Origin of the sequence: Acinetobacter sp. CIP 101966 (assembly GCF_000369725.1) — a bacterium.
GTDB lineage: Bacteria > Pseudomonadota > Gammaproteobacteria > Pseudomonadales > Moraxellaceae > Acinetobacter > Acinetobacter lwoffii_Q.
In genome coordinates this window covers 586,141-609,789 of record NZ_KB850160.1, presented here as the reverse complement: position 1 = coordinate 609,789, position 23,649 = coordinate 586,141, and the positions used below count along the sequence as shown (strand labels likewise).

The following is a 23,649-nucleotide window of genomic DNA, read 5'->3' as shown; positions in this document are numbered from 1 at the left end:
AGGAACAACAAATACAAATGGATAAACTCAGGCAAGGTCGCCTGAAAACTACAATAGGAAAGAGGTTGTCGTCATGAAGACACTAGAGCAGGCATATGCTGATTTTAATTTTGAAAATATGGTTCAGGAACATCTGGTTGGAAGCGCAGAGAACATCAATGCGTATACCGAATGCTGTGGTCGATACCTGGGTCAAAACCGAACTGCACTGATCTGGGAAGGTAAAAATGGAGATGCAGAGCAGTGGACCTTTGAACAGCTGGCAACAGCTTCAGGACAGCTGGCCAATTATATGCATTCTCTGGGTTTAAAGGCCGGTGACTGTATTGCAGGATTGCTGCCAAGAACGCCAGCACTCTTAATTACCATATTGGCCACCTGGCGGATCGGTGCCATATACCAACCTTTATTTACTGCCTTTGAAAGCAAAGCCATTGAACATCGCATCAGTACCGCTGGCACCCAGTTGATTGTTACTGATGAAGAGCAGCGACTGAAACTTCATGATCTCAATGTCCCTAATATTCTGACTGTGCATCAAACAGCGGCAGATGATTATCAAGATGTTGATTTCTGGACAGCCTTACAGCAGCAACCGGAAGAGTTTGAACCGGTAAATTGCCAGTTTAATGATATTTTCCTGATGATGTTTACTTCAGGTACGACAGGCTTGGCAAAATCGGTTCCTGTGCCTTTAAAAGCCTTGTTGGCCTTTAAAGGCTATATGCTGCACGCGGTAGATCTGCGAGATGAAGATTCCTTCTGGAATCTGGCAGACCCGGGCTGGGCGTATGGACTGTATTATGGCATTGCAGGGCCGCTCAGTTTAGGGCACAGCATCATCATGGATGAACGTGGCTTTAGTGTCGATAATGCCGTACAAATCATTCAAAAATATCAGGTTAGTAACCTGATCGGTTCGCCAACCGCATTTCGCATGTTCTTTGGTTTTAAAGAAAAATTTGATGCAGGCATCAGTTCGCATTTACGCGTGGTAAGCAGTGCAGGTGAGCCGCTCACGCCTGAAGTGATTCAGTGGTTCAATCATGATTTAAATGTGAATATTTACGATCAATATGGACAGACTGAACTGGGTATGGTGATCGCCAATCATCATGGCTTGGAGCATTATAAAAAAGTTGGTTCAGCCGGTTTTGCCATTCCTGGGCATCGTTTTGCTGTATTGGACAAAGAACATCAGGAAGTAGAAACAGGCGGGATTGGAACCTTGGCAATTGACTGTGCAGCTTCACCGTTGATGTGGTTTGAAGGCTATGCAGGCCACAACCGCAAGTCATTTGTCGGGCAGTATTATCTCACTGGTGATACCGTGAAGCTGAATGAATATGGCGGTATTGATTTTATTGGGCGTGCAGACGATGTCATTACAACCTCGGGATATCGGGTTGGGCCTTTTGATGTAGAAAGTACCTTGCTTGAATGTGAAGAAGTGCTTGAATCTGCCGTAGTCGGCAAGCCAGATCCAGAACGAACTGAAATTGTGAAAGCCTTTGTAGTGCTTAAATCGGCTTATCCGGCTACTGAAGATTTGATGTTGAAACTGCAAAGTTATGTACGTTCACGCTTATCCAAACATGCCTATCCGAAAGAGATTGAGTTTGTGGCATCTTTGCCTAAAACATCGAGTGGCAAGATTCAGCGAAATTTACTCAAACAGCAGGAAGTTGCCAAACTTCAAGAGATGAAGCGAGTCAGCTAATTTTTCAAATTAATTGTTTGATTGAATGCTAAAAGGCTGCCATAGCAGCCTTTTGGTTTTTTAAGAAATAAATCTGCTACTTAAATTTTAATCAGATATTGAGCTGATTTTCCCGAACTTATATTTTTAAGAGAGCAGATTAAGGCAAGCAAAAATTATATTTTTTATGTCATTACAGTAAAATTACATTAATATTTAAAACTAAATATATCAAAAATTTAGCCTCTTAAGATAAAGAGGCTAAATCTCATTCATTACCAGATATTACTTTGTAGATTCACTTTTTGATGTTCTGCATGCGGTTCGCCCGCTTCACCGGTTACGCCGCCTTTTAAGGCTTTAAAAAGCTGGGTGACTTTGTTGTCTGTCACATTCCAATATTCTGCGCTGATTGCTTCAGCAATCAATACCCGTACGGTAGGATCATCTTTGCCTTCAAACCAGTTTTCAGCCCACGGATTCCACAACTGTTCAATCAGAATGCGGTCAGTACTGATCTGGGCATGTGCACTAATCGACACGTAAATACCATCTGATGGTTTTGCAAAAGACAGACCAATCTGACCACGGCCTGTTTCTGCTGCTTTGACCAGATCATTGGTGTTACGCAGGATGAAATATAAGTTTTGACGTTCATTCATCTGCTCGGAGTTCAGCATGGTCATCGGCTGGGAGTGTATTTCATGTGTGTCGGTTAAATGGCTGATCATGGTGTAACGAACATCCTTGATCAATTCCCATAATTTTTCACGATTATCATGTTGAGTATTGTTATGCTCGGTCATGTATGTTCTCCATACGATTTTATGAAAGCTGAAAAGATTGCTTGGTATTTTCAGATTAATCATATTTAGAGACAGATGCCTTAGGTCTCACTGAACTCATACATTTTCATACTCAAATATAGGCAGAGACTACAGAATTGCTAAACAAGACAGCTCGATTTACAGGGAAATTTAATAACAAAGATTTTAAAAACTTCAGGTCTGACACCTTTTATAAGTTAGAAAAAGCTGTTTGCCGGAACCATTGAATTGAGGTGATTCAAAAAATCTTGCCAAGCCATAGCCGCTGCATCTTGATACCGAGCGTTTAGCTGATATGCTAGTTGCCATCAACGATGGCCGAACCATTTATTGATGTGCTGTGAATTGAATGTGAGATTGATATTCCAGAAATTTATCAGTACTTAAACACTTCGGTAAAGCTAATCTTTGCCACCGCTTTTAAAAATTTTCGAAACAAGGAAAGACGTTGTCTACATTTAACATGGATGCCATCTCCCCAGAATTTGAACTCACTGATGCTGAATTGCATCTATATAGCCGTCAGATTCTTCTGGATGGCTGGGATATTGACGCTCAGGAGCGGTTAAAATTTTCTAATGTCTGCATTATTGGTTGTGGCGGGATTGGCTGTACACTGGCAGAACTTCTGGCACGCGCAGGTGTGGGAAAAATTACCCTGATCGATCCAGATACTATCGAGATGAGTAATTTACAGCGACAACTGGCATTTATGCCGCAGGATATTGGATTTTATAAGGCAGAAACTCTGGCCAAAAGACTGAGTCAGGTTAATCCGAACGTACAGGTTGAATATGTGAATCAGGCCTTAACGGCTGAAAATGCAGTAAGTGTGATCGAGCATCAGGATCTGGTGCTAGATGGTTGTGACCAGTTTGCCACACGCTATCTGGTCAATCACATTTGCGTGGAGCTGAATGTGCCCTTATTGAGTGCCTCTGCGATTGGCTTGCAAGGCCAGCTGTTTATGGTCGAAGGGGATTCTGCCTGTTATGCCTGCCTGTTCCCGCCAGAAAATCAGGCCGATGAAAGTTTGCGCTGTGCAGACTCCGGTGTACTGGCGACTACCCCGAATGTGATGGCCAGTTTGCAGGCACATCATGCCTTGTTATATCTGGGATTGAGCCAGATGCCACTTCGACAAAAGCTGTTGTTGTGGGATGGGCTGAGCTTTAAACAGCGGATTCTCGCTTTCGAAAAAGATACAGATTGCCCAATCTGTCAGGCAAGATAAGCCTGCAAAGTGAATTTTTTTTGCTACACTGCGTTTAATTAATTTTTCCTAAGACATTATGAAAAACAATATCTGGTTAGATGGAATACGTTCAGTTGCCCGTATGGGAGAAACAGCAGTCGTTGCGGCAAAGGCTGGCTTTAAATATGCCACTGAAAAGCCGAGCAATGCCAAACTCATGCGTGAAACTTTTGAATCCTTAGGTTCGACTTATATCAAGCTGGGTCAGTTTATTGCCAGCACACCGTCGCTGTTTCCACGTGAATACGTTGAAGAATTTCAGGGTTGTCTGGATCAGACACCACGCTTGCCGTTTAGCTATATTCAGCAAGTGTTGGCTTCTGAATTTGCAGGACGTAATCTGGATGAAATCTTTGCATCAATTGACGAAACCCCATTAGCCTCTGCATCTATTGCACAGGTGCATGCGGCCAAACTGGTGTCTGGCGAAGATGTCGTGATTAAAGTACAAAAACCGGGCGTAGAAACCATTTTGTACACTGACTTGAATGTGCTGCATTGGGCAACCAAGTTGCTGGAAAAAGCAGTCCCGAAAGTTAAGTTTGCTTCACTGGCTGACATTGTCGAAGAAATCAAAACCCGTATGGTGCGTGAAGTCGATTTTATCGAAGAAGCCCAGAATCTGGATGATTTTGTTAATTACCTGAATATCACCAACAATCAGGCAGCCACTGCACCTAAGGTTTATCATCAATATTCGACCCGTCGTGTGCTCACCATGCAGCGTTTATACGGTGTGCCTTTGACAGATTTTGAAGTGGTCAAAAAAGTATCCAAAGATCCATCTCAAGTACTCATCACTGCGATGAATACCTGGTTTGGCAGCTTGATGATGTGTAACAGCTTCCATGCCGATCTGCATGCAGGCAACCTGATGCTCCTTGAAGATGGCCGTGTCGGTTTTATTGATTTCGGTATTGTTGGTCAGCTCAAGCCTGAGGTCTGGACGGCATGTATGGCATTTATGGATTCATTGCAACATACCAATTATGAGCTGATGGCGCAAAACATGCTGAAAATGGGTATGACCGCTGTGCAGATTGACACCAAAGTCTTGGCTGCTGATCTGGAACGTTTATTTAGTGGCGTGTTGATGGCGGATCCGCAGGAATTATTAACGTCTAATCCTGCTGACCTGAACGATATCATGATGGATATGGTGGCTGTGGGTGAACGTCACGGGATTCGCTTCCCGCGCGACTTTGCTTTGCTGTTTAAGCAAATGTTGTATTTCGACCGTTTTATGCGAATTCTTGCACCGTATACCGACATCTATGCCGATCAGCGTTTGCAAATGGTGCAGAGCATGGATCCGAATCTGCTGTTAAAGCATTAATCTTAAACCCATCTAGACTTGGAAAAATCCCCCTAAATCCCCCTTTTTTAAAGGGGGACTTTAAAAGCTCCTCCCTTTAAAGAGGAGCTTGAGAGGGATGTGGTCAGTATTAAATTCTCGAGCAATCCAATGGACGCCATTATTATTGAAGGTTTAAAGGTTGAGACAGTCGTGGGCTGCTTTAACTGGGAGCGTCAAATTATTCAGCCTCTAATGCTGGATTTGACCATTCAAACCGATTTAGAACAGGCATCAAATTCAGATGCACTTGCAGATACGCTGAATTATGCAGAAATTTGTGAGATTTCCAGCAAAGTCATTCAAGAGGCCAAGCCTGAATTGATTGAACATGCAGCAAAGTTGGTGTTGAATGCACTTTTTACTACCTTTACAGCAATTGAATCGATTAATATTACGATCCGTAAGCCTGCCATTATCGCGCAAGCCAATTCTGTAGGGATACGTCTTGAACGCCACCGAAACGATTTTCGCCCTAGCATTAGCGAGTAATTGTCATCCTCAGCAACATTTTCAAGCTGCACAGCAACGTATTTCCGAATGGGGAGAAGTACAGTTTTCTCCTGTTTATAGGATTCCTTGCCGCGATGGCATAGGCGCCGATTACTGGAATGCAGCATGTTTATTGCGAAGTTCGCTGTCCAGTGATGTGCTGATTGAGCTGCTCAAACAACTGGAACAGGCATCAGGCCGAGTACGCCCATCGCATCAGATTAGCTTAGATGTGGATCTGATTGCCTGGGGATCAGATTTTCAACATATGCAGTTTAATGAAAAAAAATTACCTTTGGCTCTGGATGTGAAAGTGCCGATGTTTGATATCTGGAAGGATGCAATGTTCGAGCACGGATCACATAGCTTTCCAACAGTTGAACAGCTGATTTAAATCGAATCACCTAATTTTCTGCTAATACAATTTATCCAGTAAGAATATAAGAATAATTAACCAGCCTGATCAAACAAGATCAGGCTTTTTTATGATGCAGTTTTTTGTTTTTATATGAAAAGAAAAATTCAGATAAGATAGCTCAGGCAGAGTTTAGGAATCATTTAAAAATGAAAATATTGGAAATTGTGGTTTCGGTGATTTTAATCCTTGGGATCCTTTATGTGATCCAATGGGGATTTCATGGTTTTCCGACAGGGAATTAATATTTGATTGATTTAAAGCTCTGGAATTTATTTTAAGCTCGATAAAAAACCTCAAAGTAGCAAGAAATGAATCATCGCTATTTCACTTTTTCTTGTTATAAAAAATGATCAGCAATACGATAATGATCGCCAAGATGGCAAGAATGATCGTAGTTTCCATAGGCTTTGTTGCACAAACCTATCTGTAAAGGCTTTTTCAGCGATATAATTTTCAAATGAAGAAGCCTACACACAAAATCTACCGCACAACCAATTGGCCCGCATATAACCGAGCACTCATGAGTCGCGGAAATATTGCCATTTGGTTTGATCCTGCTACGCAATGGTATGCGCCATCAAAAGGCAAACAAGGGCGAAATCAAACCTACTCCGACGCAGCTATCCAATGCTGCTTAATGATTAAATCCTTATTCCGTCTATCTTTACGTATGGTCACTGGCTTTGTGCAAAGTCTGATTAAACTTTGCGGATTAAATTGGACCGCACCAGATTACAGTACGCTTTGTAGAAGACAAAAGCATATTGATATTGCAATCAGCTACCAAAAAAGTAGCGATGGGCTGCATCTACTCGTAGACTCTACAGGCATGAAGTTTCTAGGTGAGGGCGAATGGAAACGCAAGAAACATGGAGCTGAATATCGTCGCCAATGGCGTAAACTACATATTGGTATAGATGCCAAAACCCTACAAATACGCGCTATTCAGCTCACAACCAATAATGTCAGTGATTCACAGGTGCTTGGTGATTTACTTAATCAGATTCCACAAGATGAGCAGATTGACTCTGTTTATACCGATGGAGCTTATGACACCAAGCAATGCCGTCAGGTCATTGCAGATCGGCAAGCACATGCGGTGATTCCACCTAGAAAAAATGCGAAACCATGGAAAGATACAAAGAGTAGCTCGCTAGAGCGAAATGAATTACTTCGAACAGTTAAACGTTTAGGCAGGACATTATGGAAAAAATGGTCAGGCTATCATCGGCGCAGTTTGGTGGAAACCAAGATGCATTGCATCAAATTATTAGGCGATAAATTAATGGCAAGAAGCTTTCCTAGTCAGGTGAATGAAATTCATGCACGTGTAGCAGTCCTCAACAGATTTACGGAATTAGGTCGACCACTTACCCAAGTTACGCCTTAAATTTGGCTCAATTAGGGGCGCTTTGCATTTCAAATCTTTGTGCAACAAAGCCGTTTCCATAACAATACCTCTCAGGCATAGATCTTAGGTTTTAAGCATCTAAATTAAGACCGAACATATATTAATTAAACTCAAGTTTTGTTAGAGCCGTTAGTTTTTCGAAAAAACATTTTTCAGTGATGTTAATAGAAGAACCGCTCAATCCTATTCTGTATTTAACTAAAAAATAAACCCATATTTAGGCAACAGACACATTAAATAATGATCCGATCCACGCACTGAATAACATGGCGATAATTCCCCAGAGCATCACCCGGACTGCACCTCTCCAGACACTTACTCCACCGGCATAGCTCGCCAGTGCACCCATCATCCCCAAACTTAAAACGCCAATCAGCATGACGCCTTTATCCAGATAGTGTTCCGGTAGAATCATGATTGAAATTAAAGGAAATAATGAACCTATCGTAAATGCCATAGCCGAAGAAAATGCAGCGAGAAAGGGCTGAGCCGAGGTATGTGCTGAAATACCAATTTCATCCCGGGCATGGGCATCCAAGGCATTATGGTCGGTCAGCTGTTCAGCGACCTGTTGTGCCAAAGCGGGTTCCAGACCTCGTTGTATATAAATCGTTTTGAGTTCATTTAATTCATGGGTGGGATGGCGTTGCAGTTCGCGCTCTTCCATGAGTAGATCATTGGTTTCAATATCTTGCTGGGATTTTACTGAAATATATTCACCGGCCGCCATTGATGCGGCGCCAGAAATCAATCCGGCAACACAGGTCACCAATAAAATTTCAGTGGATGCTCCACTGGCTGCGATACCCACCACCAGACTGGTGACCGAAATAATCCCGTCATTTGCCCCCAGTACAGCTGCACGAAGCCAGCCCGCACGTTCGATATAATGTTTTTCAAGATGGTATGAATGGCGCACAATGAAGCCCTTTTTTATTATCATTATGATTATAGTAAATTTAAGTCATGTATAGATAGTAGGATTGAATCGATCTGAAAATTACCTTGAATGATCAGATCATAGTGCGCTTGGTTAAGTATTTTATCAATCCAAAATAAAACCGAGGTGAAATTCATTTATTCAAAAGACCAGACGGACTTGATATATAATTGATATCCAAGGGATCAAACTTATTTAATAAAAACAATTATATAAAAATTATAGCTGAGTGAGCTGGTTTAAAAAGAGAATTATCATGAAAGAAAAAAATGAGAGCCATAAATGTTTGGTGTGCGGCAAGCACTTTCTTCTGAAAGATCTTACTCCGATGGGAACGGTCAGAAAAGTCATTACTGAAGAGATTGGCAAGGATATTCCAGTCTGGACGCCGCAAGATTATATTTGTCAGACAGATCTAACCCGCTATCGCATGCAGTATGTACATTCATTATTAAGTTCGGAAAAGGGTGAAGTGACTGATCTTGAGTTTGAAGTGATTGATAGCATGCATCAGCATGAACTGATCACCAAAAATGTGGAAACGACCTTAGAGCAAAAGTGGACCTTGGGAGAAAGGCTCGCCGATAAAATTGCAACTTTTGGTGGAAGCTGGACCTTTTTGATTTGTTTTGCAATTTTCTTGGGTCTGTGGATTATGATAAATACTGTGGTGATGGTGACACGACCTGCTGATCCTTATCCATTTATTCTGTTGAATTTAATCCTTTCGTGTCTTGCGGCGATTCAAGCACCTATTATTATGATGAGCCAGAACAGACAGGAAGCAAAAGACCGCTTACGTTCGCAAAATGATTATCAGATTAATTTAAAAGCTGAACTGGAAATTCAGCATTTACATGAAAAATTAGATCATCTGTTGCTGCATCAATGGGAACGGTTGGCGCAAATTCAGGAAATCCAGCTGGACCTACTTTCTGAAATGAGCAAAAAAGATTAAAGGGTGCTGTTGGGGGAATCTCTATTATTTCATAGAACTTATAAGTAATAAGATCGCCAGATGCCTTGAGTTTATTATCTCGCTCAAGATTTGAAGCGTAATAAACAGCCCACCAATGAGTGGGCTAAAATTAAAATAGTGGGATTTAAATAAAATAACTGGTTTTGGTCATCAACTTGGAAATGCCTGTCATGGCGATCTTAACTGGAACGGGTAGATCTACACCGCCAGCATTTAACGCTGTATCCCGATGATGCAGTTCATCTTCATTCATCTGTTCTAGAATACGACGAGAACGTTCATCCTGCGGTGGCAACTGGCTAAGATGATGCTGTAAATGCATGCTGACCTGACGTTCTGTTTCAGCCACAAAACCCAGACTGTATTTATCGCCTGCGATTCCGGCAATTGCACCCATACCGAAGGAAAGACCGTACCAGACCGGATTGAGCAGACTGGTATGGCTATCCAGTTCTTTTAAGCGGTTTTCACACCAAGCCAGATGATCCTGTTCTTCAATCGCTGCCTGTTCCATTTCGCGACGTACATTCGGGAGTTTCGCCGTCATCGCCTGACCATGGTACAGCGCCTGTGCGCAAACCTCACCACTATGATTGACCCGCATTAAACCTGCCACATGACGTGCATCACTGACGGTTAACTGTGTTTCTACCGGTTGGGCCGGATTTTCACGTTGGGCCGAAGTCGTGCCCGGGACTAGACTGCGTAATGCCTGGTCAAAAGAGTGAATCAGTTTATCGAGACCTGTATATTGACGCATGAATTAATCCTCCAAGGGCGCTTTTGCAGTTTTGATCATTGGTTTCAGCCGGTAAAGTAGCCAGAGAGTAAACAGGCCGCTTAATACTGCGGTAATACAAAAAAGTATTTTAAGATCAAGCTCTAAAACACTTAAAATAATAATCGAGAATATAGCAGAAGATACCATGAAAACGGCATTCAGAATGTTATTTGCTGCAACCACACGCGCACGATGTGAGCGGGGAGAATGCGCCTGCATCATGGCATACAGCGGTACAATATAAAAACCGCCGCTAATTCCAAGTAAGGTGACGGCCAGCATCACATGATAATAGCTCCAGCCTTGCTGAAAGACATCTGCCAAGCCGATTAATGCACCTGTACGCTCCGGAACAAAGGCCAGACTCGCGGCCAGATACAGGGCAAAGATCACCAGACCGATCGCGCCAAAAGGCACCATCTTGATATTGACCTGGCTGCCACCAATTTTACGGCATAAGTATGAACCCAGACCAATTCCGACAGAAAAAAAGGTTAAGAGCAGACTGGCGACATTTTCAGATGCATGCAGATTTTGTAATGTCAGCTGAGGAATCTGGGTCAGATAGGTTGCACCATAAAACCAGTACCATGAGTTGCCCAGTAAAATGGTAAAAATCAGAGGTAAGCTTTTGGCATATTTCAAGGTCTGCAAGCTGGTGCGGAAGAAATTCCAGTCAACTTGCAGCTCAGGCGCGGGAATACTTTGTTTCAGGATATAGCGACTGGATATATAACCAATCAAGGCGATGCTGATGACGGTTAAACTGATCCAGATCAAGTTGCCGGCAGAAGCTGCAATAACTGCGCCGCCTAGAATCATACCGAACAGGATTGCCAGAGAAGTTCCGGACTGAAACAGGGCATTGCCGGACATCAGTTCATTTGGTTTCAGCACTTCAGGTAAAATGGCATATTTAATCGGGCCAAAGAAAGTGGAATGGGTGCCCATCAGGAACAGGGCAAATAACAGAATCCATAAATTACCCATGAGAAAACCGACAGTTCCCAGCAACATAATGGCAATTTCCAGAAGCTTAAGATAGCGAATTAGCTGTGAACGTTCGTATTTGTCGGCAATCTGACCGGCAGTGGCTGAAAAAATAAAATACGGCAAGATAAACAGTAAAGCCGCCAGATTATTTAAAGTGCTGATGTTGGCCGATTGCTGTTGAATCCATCCATAAGTGATGACCAGCAGTAACGCCTGTTTAAATACATTATCGTTTAATGCACCAAAAAACTGCGTCAGAAACATCGGTAAAAAGCGCCGAGAAGCTAACAAATGTTCATTTTTGTTCATATAGGCCGTGCTACATTAAGTTTTATTAAGAAATGTCAGTTATGCGTAAACATTGAGAAAAATCATGTAAGATACTTTCAGCCATGTAAAGGTAAAAACCAATTAATTAAGCTCCTTAGCTTATATTTTTCGGTCAAATAATCAATTAAAGAATGTATTCGTTTAGAGTTTGCTATGCCTGCAAAGAAAAATTTTAAAAAAACGATGCTAAATCGCAGTATGGGGCCTCTCATACCACAGCATAGTGGTATGCAGCTGTGTATGAGCATCTTTTTTATGATGTTATCCCATCAGAGCATGGCACAAACCGAACAGCCCGAAACACCTGTGGCCATTTCTCAGGCAGAAATGGTAGACGAGCTATCCAAAGAAGCGATTCGTCAGGGTGTGGCTACGTCCGAAACGGAAGCGAAAGAAAAAATTGAAGAAGCCTTGGAGCCGGAAGTACCAGTCGACAGTATGTTGATGCTGGAACAACAGCAAAATGCAGGATCTGGTCTGGGTGAATTTACGCCGATCGAATTTGATGATCTGGAAGATCTGCCTATGCAGACCATTGACCAGAACATGGCCAATGAAATTTACCAGGTAGCCGAGCAAGCCAAACAGGAAGCACAAAACTATCGCAATACTCAGACCAGCGAAACGGTGGTGGCTGATGTCAGCCAGCAAGAACTGCTGGAAATCAATCAGGCGCCGGTGAATGTCGATCAGTTGATGCAATCGATTCAGGCAGACAGCCAGATTATTGTAAAAAATAATGAAGCCGGATTGACCTTGCCAGAAGTGCAAGGGCCACTGGTTGCTGAGGATGATAAACGTCCGAATCTGTTCAAACGGCTATTTTATAAAATCCGTCCTCCACGACAGATCATGACCGCAAGAGTTCCTCGCATTAGTGCAGATGTGGTGATCATAAATGGGCAAGGTGTTGCACAAAGCAAAGGTATGCTGAATGGTAAAGAGGTGCCTGAAGGCCATCTGAATTTAAGAAATAATGTCAAAGCCAAATTATCCAGTTTTACCCAAGAGTCTTTTGGCGACTTTAATTCGGCTTTGCCGCAATTACGCACCTTGTCCAGACAGGCAGCGCAGGCAGTGGGTTATTATAATGCCCAGTTCAGGTTTGAAAAAATCTCTGACAGCCGGGTTCGGGTTTTTGTGAACCCGAATGAACCTGTCTTGATCAGTACTCAAAATATTGAATTTACTGGAGAGGGCGCCGAACAGCCACAATTCCAGGTCATCAGTCTTTTACCTGAACAGGAAGAAGGCGATATTTTCAATCATGGTAATTATGAAAAAACCAAGACACGCATTACCACAGCAGCCAATAACAATGGTTATTTTGATTCATTCTGGCGTCTGCATGATGTAAAGATTGCTCAGCCACAAAATACCGCCGATGTGAACCTGCGTTTTGAAACGGGTGAACGTTATAAATTAGGCAATGTCGAGTTCAGAATGAGCGATCCTGAAAAGGAATTTCCGCTGGACCGAGACGTACTGGAAAGCCTAGTCACCTGGAAAGAGGGTGCAGATTATACCTTCTGGCGAGTCAATAGTCTGGCCAACAACCTGACCAACTCACGTTATTTTAACTATACCCTGGTGGATGCGATTCGCCCTGATCCGCTTGATAAAGAGCTGGAACTGGCACCCGATATTCAAAGCCTGATTGAAGAACAGAAACGGAGTGAAGATCAGGCTGCTACGATGCAACCAGCTCGCTCGGTATCCTCTTCTCAGGAAGTGACCCAGAATGTCGTAGATGAAGACCAGTTTGCCGGTAGCCGCGATCAGGAAAGTGCAAATTTAAGAACTTTGCGGGTTGAGCAGCAAACCAAAGAGAATGAACAGGACCGTTTAAAAGTACAGGCACGGGAAGAGAAAAAGATTCCAGTGATTGTGACTTTAAATGCAGACCGTTTAAACAGTGCTGAAGTGGGTCTGGGTTATGGCACAGATACCGATATCCGTTTACGTGGTCAATATCGCCGTGCCATTGTGAACAAGCGCGGACATTCATTTGATGCCAACATCGAGTTATCAGGCATCCGTCAGTCGATTGATGGACGTTATAATATTCCCTATCACCATCCGCTGAATGACTATGTCAGTATTGTGGGGGGGTATGAGCGTGAAGAGCGTGAAGGTGTCGCACAGGGTGAAGGCCTTTTGATTGAATCTGCAGTCTTAGGTGCAGACCGGATTATCAAGAATCCACGTGGTAGCTGGCAACGTACTTTCGGCGCACGTTATCGTCTGGATCGCTTGAAGCAGGATGGTTCTGTCGACTTTAACCAGATTCCAGAAGCTTTTCGCTTTAATACCGAAGATGAACAGCAATCGCTATTAGTCGGTTATGAAGTTTCACGTACCGAGAGCGATCGTCGGGTCAACCCAACCAAGGGTTTTAAACAGACCTATAAGATTGAACTGGGCAGCGAGGCTTTACTCTCTGATGCAGATATGGCCATTGTGAATGCGGGCTGGCGTTTTATCTATTCGCTGGGTGAAAATGCAGATCATCAGTTTGTGGGTCGTGCCGATGCAGGCTATATTTTCACTGAAGATTTTGCCAAGGTACCGTATAACCTTAGATATTTCACCGGTGGTGACCAGAGTATCCGTGGTTTTGACTACAAGAGCCTTTCTCCGGAAATTGAGGGCTTTAAAGTAGGTGGTCAGGCTTTAGGCGTGGCTTCATTAGAATATAATTATCAGTTCAAGGAAGGCTGGCGTGCTGCGGTCTTTGCAGATGCCGGAAATGCCTATAATAAAGAATTCAATAATCCGACCGAATATGGCGCGGGTGTGGGTGTACGTTGGGCTTCACCGATTGGGCCTATACGTATAGATGTAGCGACTGGACTGTCTGATGACAATTATCCGATTCGTTTACATTTCTTTATTGGGTCGCAGTTATAAAACATCATTTTAAAAAATAGTTATTTGAGTAGATCATGGTCGAGAACCAACCACAGCCAGAACAAGAACCACAAGATAGCGTTGTGCCGAAAAAGCGCCGTATATTCAGAAGCATCCTATTGTCGGTGCTTTTTTCGCTGATTTTTCTGCTGTCTGTGCTGGCTTTACTATTTTCGACCAATCAGGGCAGTAAATTCCTGCTGGATCAGGTGCTGGAACGCCAGAAAATTATTCAATATGAATATGAGGGCGGTAATTTATGGCGCGGGATTATTCTTAAAAATGTGCTGGTCAGCCTGAAACCAGTCGATGTCAAAATTGATCGTGCTGATGTTAAGCTGGGCTGGCGCGCGATTGTCAAAAAAGAAATTCATCTGACTGAAGCCGATGTCCTCAATCTGCAAATTATTAACAAGCAACCATCAACGGGCGAACCGTTCAAGTTTAATGCTATCCGTTTGCCTTTTATCTTGCGCGTTGATCATTTACTGCTGGATCATTTGGTCATTAAAACCCAGACCAATGCAGTTGATTTCTATAATATTGAATTAAATGAGGCGCTCTGGTCTGGCACCGAATTAAATTTTGAAGATTCCCGGATGGATATGGGCTATCTGTCAGTACGTGAAGCCACGGGTAAAATGCAGTTTGAAGGCAAATACCCTCTAGATGCTACGGGCATCGTCAATCTGCCTTCCTTAAGAGATAGCTTGAATATTCATGATATTCAGGTGAGGGCACGTGGAACACTGGACACGATTCAGGCTGGCGTAGCGACCAATACGCCTGATTTATTAACCGGTTGGGTTATTGTACATCCTATGCGCCCTCAGGTACCGATGCGCGGCGAGTTGAAGTTCAAGGATTATCACTGGCCTATTCTGGCCGAACAGAAACTGTTTACCAAAGACGGCATTGCCGAGTTCAATGGTGATATCCAACGTCTAGATCTGAATGTCCAGACTGACCTGATTGGGGAAAATATTCCGCAAGGTCAGTATAGTGCGGTGATGTATACCGATCTGGTCAATCAGCTGAATATTACCGATCTGAATGGTCAGTTGATGAAAGGCGCAGTCAGCCTTGCCGGGACAGTGGGCTGGAAAGACCGGGTCAGCTGGGATTTGGCTGGGCGTTTGAATGGGATTGATCCTAAACATGAGCGCATTCCGCAAGTCGTACAAGATTTCTTGCCGCCAAGTCTGGATGCCAATATCGCTTCTGCGGGTAACCTGGAAAATGGCCTGCACCTTACCGGACTGGTTGATTTTGACCGCTATGAAAGCTGGAATCTGAAGCTGGATCAAAATCCGGTCAAGGCCAATAAAATACAACCGATGCTGCTGGATGTTGCCTGGAAAAATATTGATCGCGCCGTACCTTATGTGGGCTGGCTCAGTAGTGAGTCTGGCGATGTCAAATTGGCATTGGTCGAAGGTCAGCAGAATATTCATGTGGCGACCAAAGTTGAGCAGCATGAAGAGGGTCTTTTACCTGCAGGCATGTATCAGGCCAAACTCAATCTGAACAAGAATATCCTGAATGTCCCGAGCTTTAATTACAGCGCCAATGCACAGGCAGGCAGCTTAAGCGGTAATGCACGGATTGAACTGCCACAGGAAAAACGTCAGTTAAAATGGACCGCGATATTAAATGCTAAAAATTTAAATACCCAAAGTATTGCCGCAGCTTCACCGGTAGATCGTTTGAATGGTCAGGTTAAAGCCAATGGTTATGCGCAACCGAATCAGCAGATTATTAAACTGAACAGTGTCGACCTGACTGGGCGACTGGCAGAGCAGAATGAAACTGTACGTTTGACCGGTAACAGTACCATTGCCTTGTTATTCCATAATGAAAAAGCGGGCGGCGGTTTTAGAGGGTATGCGATTAATTATGATGGTGCTTTAAATGCCAGCCAGCTTAAAGCCAGTCAGGGTCTGCTAAAACTGCGCGTTTCAGGTACCCCGGACATGTTGAAGATCAATGAATTCCGTCATGATGGTGTGGCTGGCAAGATTAATGCTAGCGGTCTGGTCAACCTGGCGAATGGGATTGGCTGGGATATCAATGCATCCTTAATCCGTTTTAAGCCGCAATATTTTAATGCCAAACTGAAAGGCGAATTGTCAGGCAATGTTCAGACCAAAGGTGTGTGGTCAGATGCGCTAAAACGCATTCAGATTCAACGCTTGAATCTGGCTGGTATGCTGAATAATAAACCGGTACGTGGTAAAGGGAATTTATCGGTCATTATTAACTCAAATCAGCGCGGTTTTGTCCCAGAGCAGTTTGAAGCCAATAACCTGTTCCTGTCTTATGCCAGCAACCAGATTCAGGCGACTGGTAATGCGCAGAATCTGCAACTCAAAGTCAATGCACCGGCGCTGTTTGAGCTGTATCCAGGCTTAAGAGGTCGGGCGCAGGGCTATATCAATATGCAGGCACAGCCTCGCTTACAGGCTTCGGCTAACCTGTCTATTGATAATTTTGCCTTTAAAAACTTGTTTAGCGTGCAGAAAGTTCGTGTTCGCGGCCAGTTGCCGACATCGCAAAGCACACCAACCTTATTGACTGCAACCATGGATCGTCTGCGTAGCGGTTCACGCGAGATTGTACGTGGTGAGATCTCACTGGCCGGTACCCGTGCTGCACACATTCTCAAAGTGCAGGCCGAAAACCGCCTGTCCGAATTCTTTGTGCAGCTTGCCGGCGGTTTTAATGCCCAGAATAACTGGCTGGGTCAAATTCAAAGAGGTGATTTCGACTCTTTACGTGCCCGTCTGGTACAGCGTCAGAATGCAGCCGTGATTTATAACAGTGCTCAATCGGATCTGTTCATCGGTGCTCATTGCTGGATGAGTCAGCAAAGTCAGCTATGTTTTGACCAGCCGATTCGGGTTAATAAAACCCGTGGCAGTGCCTCTTTTGTTACCCAAAACCTTGATCTGGAAGATTTCAGTGCATTCCTGCCTGATGGATTGGCGTTGACGGGTAAAGTCAATGGTTATGCCAAGGCTGCTTGGGCACAAGGCGCCAAACCTAAAATCGACGCGCGTCTGGTGACGCGTAATGGTGTGGTGGGCTTATCTTCCGAAGATCCAGATTATTTGGGTTCTACACTGAAATATGATGAAGTCGGTCTGGTGGCAAAAAGCGTGGCAGATGGCTTGCAAATTCGGCTGGACGTTAAAACCCCGGATATCGGAACCGGCTATGCCAATGTCATCATTGATCCATACCGTGACAGTAAACCGATGCGTGGCGAAATTGCCTTTAACCAGGTACGGCTCAAAGTCTTTAAGCCATTTATTCAGGACATCCGTAATCTGGACGGGATTTTATCTTATGCCGGAAAAATTAGCGGAACTTTAACGGATCCTTTGCTTGAAGGTGAGGTTCGTGTCAAAGATGCTTCAATCAGCATGATCTCCCTACCGGTGAATTTGACCAATGTACAGCTCTATTCATCCATACGTCAGAATTCGGCCAGCATCAATGGCGCATTTAACAGTGGCCGTGGTGTGGGCAAATTAACCGGTTCTGTGGAATGGAAAGGTGATCCGCGGGTGCAGTTAAAACTGCAAGGGGACAATCTGCTGATTCGTCAGGCCCCATTAATTACCGCTGTAGTGACACCTGATTTGACTCTGGACATGTATCCATTTAATAAAAAACTGAGTCTGAGTGGCACAGTCGATGTACCGCGTGCGCTGATTTCAATGCCTGAAGCCTCAGAACCTGTAGTCGGTTTATCTTCAGATGTACGTGTCGTACATGAAGGTGATGATCAGCTGGCGATCTTGAAGTCTGCACGTCCTTGGGATATCCGGGCAGATGTTGCTGTTTCTTTAGGCAATCAGGTGATTTTCCAGGGCTTTGACAGTCGTATTCCACTCTTGGGTCGAGTCAATCTGTCACAGCGTGGTCTGGAAACTGCAATGCGTGCCAATGGTGCAATCGGGGTATCACAGCGGGTGAAAATCGAAGCCTATGGCCAAAGTCTGGACTTGAATCGTGCTATCGCGCGTTTTAATGGTGAACTTACCAATCCGACACTGGACATTGATGCCAATAAATCGGTTCAGGGTAGTACAGTGGGAGTGCGCGTAACAGGAACTGCGTCGAGTCCAAGTATTCAGATCTATAATGATGCGGGCCTGTCAGAACAGGAAGCCCTGAATGCCTTGATTACCGGTCGTGTCAATGAAGGTGTATCTGGTTTAAGCCAGGCCGAAGGATTTAGATCCGATGTGAATAATACGATCGCTGCTGCGGGGATCAGTCTGGGCTTAGGTGGCACCCGCGCACTGACCAACCAGATCGGGCGCAGTTTCGGCTTAACTGGTCTAGCTCTGGATGCCCAAGGTACAGGAGATGATACCCAGGTTTCTGTGACCGGTTATATTACGCCTGATTTATATCTTCGTTATGGAGTCGGCGTGTTTACACCGGTAAATAAGCTGACTTTACGTTATCAGGTAAATCAGCGTCTGTATCTGGAAGCGAGTCAGTCTTTAGAACGTGCGATTGACTTGTTCTATAACTGGCGATTCTAATTCCACTAACAAAGCCCTAATTTTAGGGCTTTTTTATGCTGAGACAGCACACAGATTTTATTGGCTATAAAGTAGATTAATTTATGGACCAGCGGAAGCATTGATCTCTAAATTCAACCCTATACATATACGGCAAATGAGTTGAGAGTGAACATTGAATTTACGATGGGCTTTTATGCTGAAGAAAACTGCTCGTCGTATAATTCAGTTATCACATATAGAAAATCAATTAAAACATGCAAGAACAGACTGAAAATCAATAAAACCATAATAAAAATAGGTGTATATTGAAAATACGATTTCACGCATAAGAGCACCTTCGCATGTCGACTAAATTTATCATCCGTTTTGCTGCGATTCTATTTTCTGTACTTATTTTGACTGCATTAGCCATTCAATTTTTCTTTAAATCGGATGTAACCGTAGTTCTATGGATTTTCGCTGTACCTTTCATTTTGGGCATTCCAATTTTGGCTTCTGTTGTATTGACCACCAATGATGAACTTGATATTCATAGCGTTAATTAGGCTTGAACCTTAAACTGGCGCATTTAAAGTGCATCTGATCTTTACTGATAGAGCAGCCGACATTTGCACTTTGTTCAATAAAATAGACCTTATTTTAAAGCAATGCGGGTCAGTTAAGCATGCATCAGAAAATGTAGTAAAAATGAGTGTATGTTTACGCTCATTTTTTATCAGCTTACTCCAGAATTTAGATTTAACTCTCAAATCATCATAATTTACATAAACTCTAAGAAATAAGGGAATATTCTTATCATTATTCATTCAAAATAGGTCTTCATCATAAAACTCATTATTTTAGAGAAAACAGAATGCCTAAAAATAATTATCTACCAGCTCTAGAACAAGTTTATGACTTTTTAAAGGAACGACCAGGTTTTAAGGATAAAAGTGAATTTGATAAAGCGGTAGAATATTTTAGAACTCTACATGAAAGTGATCCTTTGGATTTCAGAGTTCAAGCACCGAATACTGTCGCTGGAAAATTTGGTGCTAAAGAAACTATAAATTTAGGGTCTATGCCAGAATTCAGCAATAAGGAAAATTTCCTTAACTGGATAGATACGCAAATTAACCACTAGTTGAAAGACTTTAAGCAAACGCATCATACGGCAGGTTTTCATTTATTATTCATACATTCATTAACATGTAGTACAGAAAACAATCGAAACTGAGTTGGAAAACTACAAATTTGAATGATAACTTTGTATTCAAATCTTCCCAGTAAAGAGGTGAGCAATGAAGTTGTTGACTTTGGTTGGTATGGGAGTAGCAGCGAGTTATTGTTATAAAACTATGAAGAATGGCAAGCTTGCTCTTTCAAAACCTGACTTTGATGAAAGTGTAAAACGATTTGTACTGCAAGAATTTGCAGCTTAGTTCTTCACGATATATTTCCCAAAAAGGCTCATCGGAAGATGGGCTTTTTTATTTTCTAAAAATTTATAATTTTAATATTCAGATTAAAAGCAGTTTAATTATAGCCACCATGTTATAAACCTACCTCGTGATCTATTTTAAATAATTAAATGAGAGCTAATGGATGATGAAGGTGGAAATGAATGGTGCGAGCTTATATATTCTGAAGCCTTGAGAATATATAAGCCAACAAAATACAACACAGTCAACAAACTCAGATTCTTTGCCTTGATTCTAGAATTATTCGCAGAAATGCAGCATGAGGATGTAATAATTCAAGTAAAGGCTGTGAATGTGAAACTTAAATTGAGATCTAAAAATTACATTTTTTGGGTGTTTGAAATGCCTAATTTTCAGGATAAGACGTTATTTTTAACTTATATGTCTAGCAAATTAAGTCAGCTATAAAGTGCCTTTGAAGGTCAAAATCGTCAATTACTTCAATAAGTATAGTTATTTTTTATAAAACTATAGTTTTGTTATATGTTAATGGGGTATTTATATATTTTTATCAACAGCTTGCTTATTCTCTAGTCGTTGCTCACTTTGACAACATATCTGAATCAGCGCAAAAGTGATAAAGGGGAAGGCCCATCGAAAGGTGGGCTTTTTTAACTTGTACAGCTTATTGAACGAAAAGTAACTTAAAGCAAATGTAAGAGAACAGTTTATTAATACTCCCTATACTTTATTGATAAATTCACAGTGCTATAGTCATTTTGCGAAAACAAGAAGACGCAAATAATACGAAGAAAATGACTACAGCACTAGCCCGCTTATTTGAAAGAGTAAGCGGGCTTTTTAATTGAAAAATTAATGTAATATTATGCTAATGTATAAATTATAAGTTTATATATAATTCATGAATAGATTCTATCGCTGTAGTTTCTTTCCAATTTCAGCCTCCTTCCCTAAGGAGGCATTTTTTTGTCGGTAGAAAATAATGTTCCAATGACTATTATGTTTATTCAGTTACACAAATGATCATCGTTGACTATTGAATGAATCTTTCAAATATTTAAGCATGATATTTTATTGGTTAAATAAGTGATGGATCGCCATGATAAATGAAGAAAAGCCTTTAAACTTCGACAACGATAGTGAGCCTCAAGATTTCGAAGATGAAGAATTTATCGATGATAAGAAAGAGGATGAAATGTACAATGCTATTACCAAAGATGGTTCTAGTGTTGATCCTGCGGATGATGGGACGCGTCATATTCGCCCTGAAGACGGTGATCCGATAGAAATTGAAGAGTAATAAAAAGCCCAATTTAATATTGGGCTTTTTTATCGTCTGGTGGATGAGAATGAAAATACAATATTTCCCATTTAGAATTGAGCGGATTGATCAAAATCCCCATCTAGAAAATTTAAATAGTCATTGAAATGATTTTTTTCACTTAATAAAAAAGCCCTCATTCATGAGAGCTTTTATGTCAATTCAATCTAGCAAAATAGCCTAATAAGATATTTAAAATGGGGTGCAATTAATCGTTAAACGTCTCATTTAAAGCAGTTTGAACCGCTTCAACCCGGGCCTTGCAAGCTTTATAGGCAGTCATGGATTCTTCCACGATTTTCATCAAGTTATCAATATCCGGTTCTTGCTGAGATTCGAGCAGTTCCGCATTCTTTTTCAAGATGTCATAGCCTTGTTGGAAGCTCAAAGTATCATGATTCATAAGGAAGTACCTGTATAAGTTGTGCTGAAAAAATGCCGTCATGTAATTCGACTTCAACCAGATCGCTGGACTGAATCTGTTGAATAGAGGCAACCATATGTTCTTGCTGGCGCACGATGGCATAACCCTTGGATAAAACATGTTTAGGATTTTGTAGTAGCGTTTCCCGCATCAGGGCATCGAGCTGTTGATTGATGAGCAGGGTATGCTGTTGGGCCAGACTGGCAGTATTGGCCTTGATCTGTTGCAGACGTTGCAGCGCATCCATAATCTGGTTATTGGCCAGACTTTGAATCAGTTTCAAAAATTGATCATTCTGATTTTGATAAGCCTGAATCTGTTGCTGAGATAAACGCTGAATCCGCTGTAGATAATTCAGGACATCCTGGGTTAGTTCAAAGATATGATTGCGGATTCCAGCAATAACTTTACTCGGGGTATCAAAGGAGCGATGCGCAATCTCATCCAGAATAGTACGGTCTTTTTCATGCCCGATGCCGACCCAGACAGGTACCGAACGTTTACAGAGCAGGGCAGCCAGATCATAATCATTCAAATAAGCCAGATCATTGACTGCGCCACCACCTCGTATAATCACAATCAGATCCGGTGCTGTATTATAAGTCTGTGCCCATTGTTTGAGCGCTTGCGCCAGATTTTGCATAATACTTTGCGGGGCAGTATTTCCCTGAAAAGTCGCACTGTAGTAAATAAACTCACACACCTGCGCACGTTGAAGTGCATCGGCATCTTTTTTAAAATCTCCCAGGCCTGCTGCATTTTCGGGAGCAATCACCAGAATCCGGTTCAGGTCAAAAGGACTGGGCAAGTTTCTATTGCGCTGAATCAGTCCTTCAGTCGTCAACCGCTCAACAATCTGCTGATAACGCCGGGCAATATCTCCTAAGGTATAGCTCGAATCAATCTCGACAATATTTAAAGAAAAGCCATATTGCGGATCAAAGTTGGCTTTGACTTTAATCAGCACTTTCAGATCACGACTCAGCTCAATCCCGCTTTCACATTCAAACTGCGTGACAATTTTCTGGGCACTAAATTTCCAGATGGTTGCTCGGCAACTGGCAATCACCTGATCGCTATCGGCTTCTTTTTCTGCCAGCTCCAGATAATAATGGCCGGCTTTAATACTTAGATTACGAATTTCGGCTTTGACCCATACTGGTGTATCGAAAGTGAGTTTGACCACTTCCTGAACCGTAGCAAGATATTCCTTGAGGGAGAGTTGAGGATCGTCTGTCATGCCAATAGAAAGTTTAAAATTCAATCAAATATTAAATCAATCCAGCACAGATCACAAATCTAAAAGTGAAGTCATATTTGATTGATGTAATGACAATGCAATGCTATTGAGGTGCATAATTACTTGGTTCAGACTATTCATCCGGAATTTTCGTATTTTGTAGAGGTTCTTCTCTTCTGTTTTTCTTGTTCATTGAAAGAAGTTATAGCGTTGAAGTCCTTAATTTACAAAGGTCTTATTTCCATTTTTTAATGAAAAAGTACGGTTAAAAATGTACACAGACTTGTCTCTGGCAAGGACAAGGAAATATGCT

20 protein-coding genes are annotated in these 23,649 nt (G+C 42.4%); 14 read left to right on the top strand and 6 right to left on the bottom strand.

Features of this window, described 5'->3' with window-relative positions; genetic code table 11:
• Positions 1–73 precede the first annotated feature (73 nt).
• Positions 74–1,720, top strand: a complete 1,647-nt coding sequence (locus tag F891_RS08985; protein WP_005263247.1) for an AMP-binding protein — start codon at positions 74–76, stop codon at positions 1,718–1,720.
• Between the two features lie 254 nt (positions 1,721–1,974).
• On the opposite strand, the gene F891_RS08980 is transcribed toward F891_RS08985, so the two are convergent.
• Positions 1,975–2,505: a pyridoxamine 5'-phosphate oxidase family protein gene (locus F891_RS08980; protein ID WP_005247254.1), complete on the bottom strand. Its 531-nt coding sequence runs from the start codon at positions 2,503–2,505 to the stop codon at positions 1,975–1,977.
• Positions 2,506–2,989: 484 nt separating this feature from the next.
• On the opposite strand from F891_RS08980, the gene F891_RS08975 reads away from it, so the two are divergent.
• The 5 genes from F891_RS08975 to F891_RS08955 all read left to right on the top strand — a co-directional run bounded on the left by F891_RS08975 (position 2,990) and on the right by F891_RS08955 (position 7,435).
• Positions 2,990–3,760 (top strand): HesA/MoeB/ThiF family protein, encoded by a 771-nt coding sequence (locus F891_RS08975; protein WP_034439425.1) that lies wholly within the window; start codon positions 2,990–2,992, stop codon positions 3,758–3,760.
• Positions 3,761–3,818: 58 nt separating this feature from the next.
• Entirely contained in the window at positions 3,819–5,117 is a 1,299-nt protein-coding gene (locus F891_RS08970; protein WP_004278767.1) for an ABC1 kinase family protein, read from the top strand.
• 129 nt (positions 5,118–5,246) lie between these two features.
• Entirely contained in the window at positions 5,247–5,627 is a 381-nt protein-coding gene (gene folB / locus F891_RS08965; protein WP_034439422.1) for a dihydroneopterin aldolase, read from the top strand.
• A complete protein-coding gene (locus F891_RS08960; RefSeq protein ID WP_005263244.1) occupies positions 5,584–6,021 on the top strand; it encodes a 2-amino-4-hydroxy-6-hydroxymethyldihydropteridine diphosphokinase in 438 nt (145 codons plus the stop codon). The genes folB and F891_RS08960 overlap by 44 nt, the downstream gene beginning before the upstream one ends.
• A gap of 481 nt (positions 6,022–6,502) precedes the next feature.
• On the top strand, positions 6,503–7,435 hold the full coding sequence (locus F891_RS08955; protein WP_000743272.1) for an IS5-like element IS17 family transposase: 933 nt from the start codon (positions 6,503–6,505) through the stop codon (positions 7,433–7,435).
• Between the two features lie 238 nt (positions 7,436–7,673).
• On the opposite strand, the gene F891_RS08950 is transcribed toward F891_RS08955, so the two are convergent.
• Positions 7,674–8,375, bottom strand: a complete 702-nt coding sequence (locus F891_RS08950; protein ID WP_005263243.1) for a VIT1/CCC1 transporter family protein — start codon at positions 8,373–8,375, stop codon at positions 7,674–7,676.
• A 277-nt stretch (positions 8,376–8,652) separates the two neighbouring features.
• On the opposite strand from F891_RS08950, the gene F891_RS08945 reads away from it, so the two are divergent.
• The gene (locus F891_RS08945; RefSeq protein WP_005263242.1) at positions 8,653–9,354 is read left to right on the top strand and encodes a DUF1003 domain-containing protein; all 702 of its coding nucleotides are present in this window, start codon (positions 8,653–8,655) and stop codon (positions 9,352–9,354) included.
• 145 nt (positions 9,355–9,499) lie between these two features.
• Here F891_RS08945 and coq7 read toward each other — a convergent pair whose 3' ends face one another.
• Positions 9,500–10,135, bottom strand: a complete 636-nt coding sequence (gene coq7 / locus F891_RS08940; protein WP_004278762.1) for a 2-polyprenyl-3-methyl-6-methoxy-1,4-benzoquinone monooxygenase — start codon at positions 10,133–10,135, stop codon at positions 9,500–9,502.
• A 3-nt stretch (positions 10,136–10,138) separates the two neighbouring features.
• Positions 10,139–11,458: an MFS transporter gene (locus F891_RS08935; protein WP_005263241.1), complete on the bottom strand. Its 1,320-nt coding sequence runs from the start codon at positions 11,456–11,458 to the stop codon at positions 10,139–10,141.
• 174 nt (positions 11,459–11,632) lie between these two features.
• Here F891_RS08935 and F891_RS08930 point away from each other — a divergent pair, with 174 nt between their 5' ends.
• The 7 genes from F891_RS08930 to F891_RS08905 all read left to right on the top strand — a co-directional run bounded on the left by F891_RS08930 (position 11,633) and on the right by F891_RS08905 (position 21,651).
• The gene (locus F891_RS08930) at positions 11,633–14,389 is read left to right on the top strand and encodes an autotransporter assembly complex protein TamA (RefSeq protein WP_005263240.1); all 2,757 of its coding nucleotides are present in this window, start codon (positions 11,633–11,635) and stop codon (positions 14,387–14,389) included.
• Positions 14,390–14,424: 35 nt separating this feature from the next.
• Complete coding sequence (locus F891_RS08925; RefSeq protein WP_005263239.1) at positions 14,425–18,948, top strand: translocation/assembly module TamB domain-containing protein; 4,524 nt, start codon at positions 14,425–14,427, stop codon at positions 18,946–18,948.
• A gap of 323 nt (positions 18,949–19,271) precedes the next feature.
• Positions 19,272–19,475 (top strand): hypothetical protein, encoded by a 204-nt coding sequence (locus F891_RS08920; RefSeq protein WP_005103450.1) that lies wholly within the window; start codon positions 19,272–19,274, stop codon positions 19,473–19,475.
• A gap of 308 nt (positions 19,476–19,783) precedes the next feature.
• Positions 19,784–20,053 carry a hypothetical protein gene (locus F891_RS08915; RefSeq protein WP_005263238.1) on the top strand — a complete coding sequence of 90 codons (270 nt, stop codon included), beginning with the start codon at positions 19,784–19,786 and terminating at the stop codon, positions 20,051–20,053.
• 157 nt (positions 20,054–20,210) lie between these two features.
• Positions 20,211–20,351 (top strand): hypothetical protein, encoded by a 141-nt coding sequence (locus F891_RS18100; protein ID WP_004645377.1) that lies wholly within the window; start codon positions 20,211–20,213, stop codon positions 20,349–20,351.
• A gap of 159 nt (positions 20,352–20,510) precedes the next feature.
• Positions 20,511–20,798: a hypothetical protein gene (locus tag F891_RS08910; protein ID WP_005263236.1), complete on the top strand. Its 288-nt coding sequence runs from the start codon at positions 20,511–20,513 to the stop codon at positions 20,796–20,798.
• Between the two features lie 652 nt (positions 20,799–21,450).
• The gene (locus tag F891_RS08905; protein WP_005247241.1) at positions 21,451–21,651 is read left to right on the top strand and encodes a hypothetical protein; all 201 of its coding nucleotides are present in this window, start codon (positions 21,451–21,453) and stop codon (positions 21,649–21,651) included.
• A 229-nt stretch (positions 21,652–21,880) separates the two neighbouring features.
• Here F891_RS08905 and xseB read toward each other — a convergent pair whose 3' ends face one another.
• Together xseB and xseA are read right to left on the bottom strand one after the other, a co-directional pair.
• Complete coding sequence (xseB, locus tag F891_RS08900; RefSeq protein ID WP_004278752.1) at positions 21,881–22,075, bottom strand: exodeoxyribonuclease VII small subunit; 195 nt, start codon at positions 22,073–22,075, stop codon at positions 21,881–21,883.
• Positions 22,065–23,336, bottom strand: coding sequence for an exodeoxyribonuclease VII large subunit (gene xseA / locus F891_RS08895; protein WP_005263235.1), 1,272 nt, complete (start codon positions 23,334–23,336; stop codon positions 22,065–22,067). Before xseA ends, xseB begins: the two co-directional genes overlap by 11 nt.
• Between the last annotated feature and the right edge of the window lie 313 nt (positions 23,337–23,649).

Bases quoted from the DNA above. Each gene is read 5' to 3' on its own strand.
- F891_RS08985 (WP_005263247.1), top strand. From the start codon at position 74: ATGAAGACACTAGAGCAGGCATATGCTGATTTTAATTTTGAAAATATG.
- F891_RS08980 (WP_005247254.1), bottom strand. From the start codon at position 2,505: ATGACCGAGCATAACAATACTCAACATGATAATCGTGAAAAATTATGG.
- F891_RS08975 (WP_034439425.1), top strand. From the start codon at position 2,990: ATGGATGCCATCTCCCCAGAATTTGAACTCACTGATGCTGAATTGCAT.
- F891_RS08970 (WP_004278767.1), top strand. From the start codon at position 3,819: ATGAAAAACAATATCTGGTTAGATGGAATACGTTCAGTTGCCCGTATG.
- folB (WP_034439422.1), top strand. From the start codon at position 5,247: ATGGACGCCATTATTATTGAAGGTTTAAAGGTTGAGACAGTCGTGGGC.
- F891_RS08955 (WP_000743272.1), top strand. From the start codon at position 6,503: ATGAAGAAGCCTACACACAAAATCTACCGCACAACCAATTGGCCCGCA.
- F891_RS08945 (WP_005263242.1), top strand. From the start codon at position 8,653: ATGAAAGAAAAAAATGAGAGCCATAAATGTTTGGTGTGCGGCAAGCAC.
- coq7 (WP_004278762.1), bottom strand. From the start codon at position 10,135: ATGCGTCAATATACAGGTCTCGATAAACTGATTCACTCTTTTGACCAG.
- F891_RS08935 (WP_005263241.1), bottom strand. From the start codon at position 11,458: ATGAACAAAAATGAACATTTGTTAGCTTCTCGGCGCTTTTTACCGATG.
- F891_RS08930 (WP_005263240.1), top strand. From the start codon at position 11,633: ATGCCTGCAAAGAAAAATTTTAAAAAAACGATGCTAAATCGCAGTATG.
- F891_RS08925 (WP_005263239.1), top strand. From the start codon at position 14,425: ATGGTCGAGAACCAACCACAGCCAGAACAAGAACCACAAGATAGCGTT.
- F891_RS08920 (WP_005103450.1), top strand. From the start codon at position 19,272: ATGTCGACTAAATTTATCATCCGTTTTGCTGCGATTCTATTTTCTGTA.
- F891_RS08915 (WP_005263238.1), top strand. From the start codon at position 19,784: ATGCCTAAAAATAATTATCTACCAGCTCTAGAACAAGTTTATGACTTT.
- F891_RS18100 (WP_004645377.1), top strand. From the start codon at position 20,211: ATGAAGTTGTTGACTTTGGTTGGTATGGGAGTAGCAGCGAGTTATTGT.
- F891_RS08910 (WP_005263236.1), top strand. From the start codon at position 20,511: ATGGATGATGAAGGTGGAAATGAATGGTGCGAGCTTATATATTCTGAA.
- F891_RS08905 (WP_005247241.1), top strand. From the start codon at position 21,451: ATGATAAATGAAGAAAAGCCTTTAAACTTCGACAACGATAGTGAGCCT.
- xseB (WP_004278752.1), bottom strand. From the start codon at position 22,075: ATGAATCATGATACTTTGAGCTTCCAACAAGGCTATGACATCTTGAAA.
- xseA (WP_005263235.1), bottom strand. From the start codon at position 23,336: ATGACAGACGATCCTCAACTCTCCCTCAAGGAATATCTTGCTACGGTT.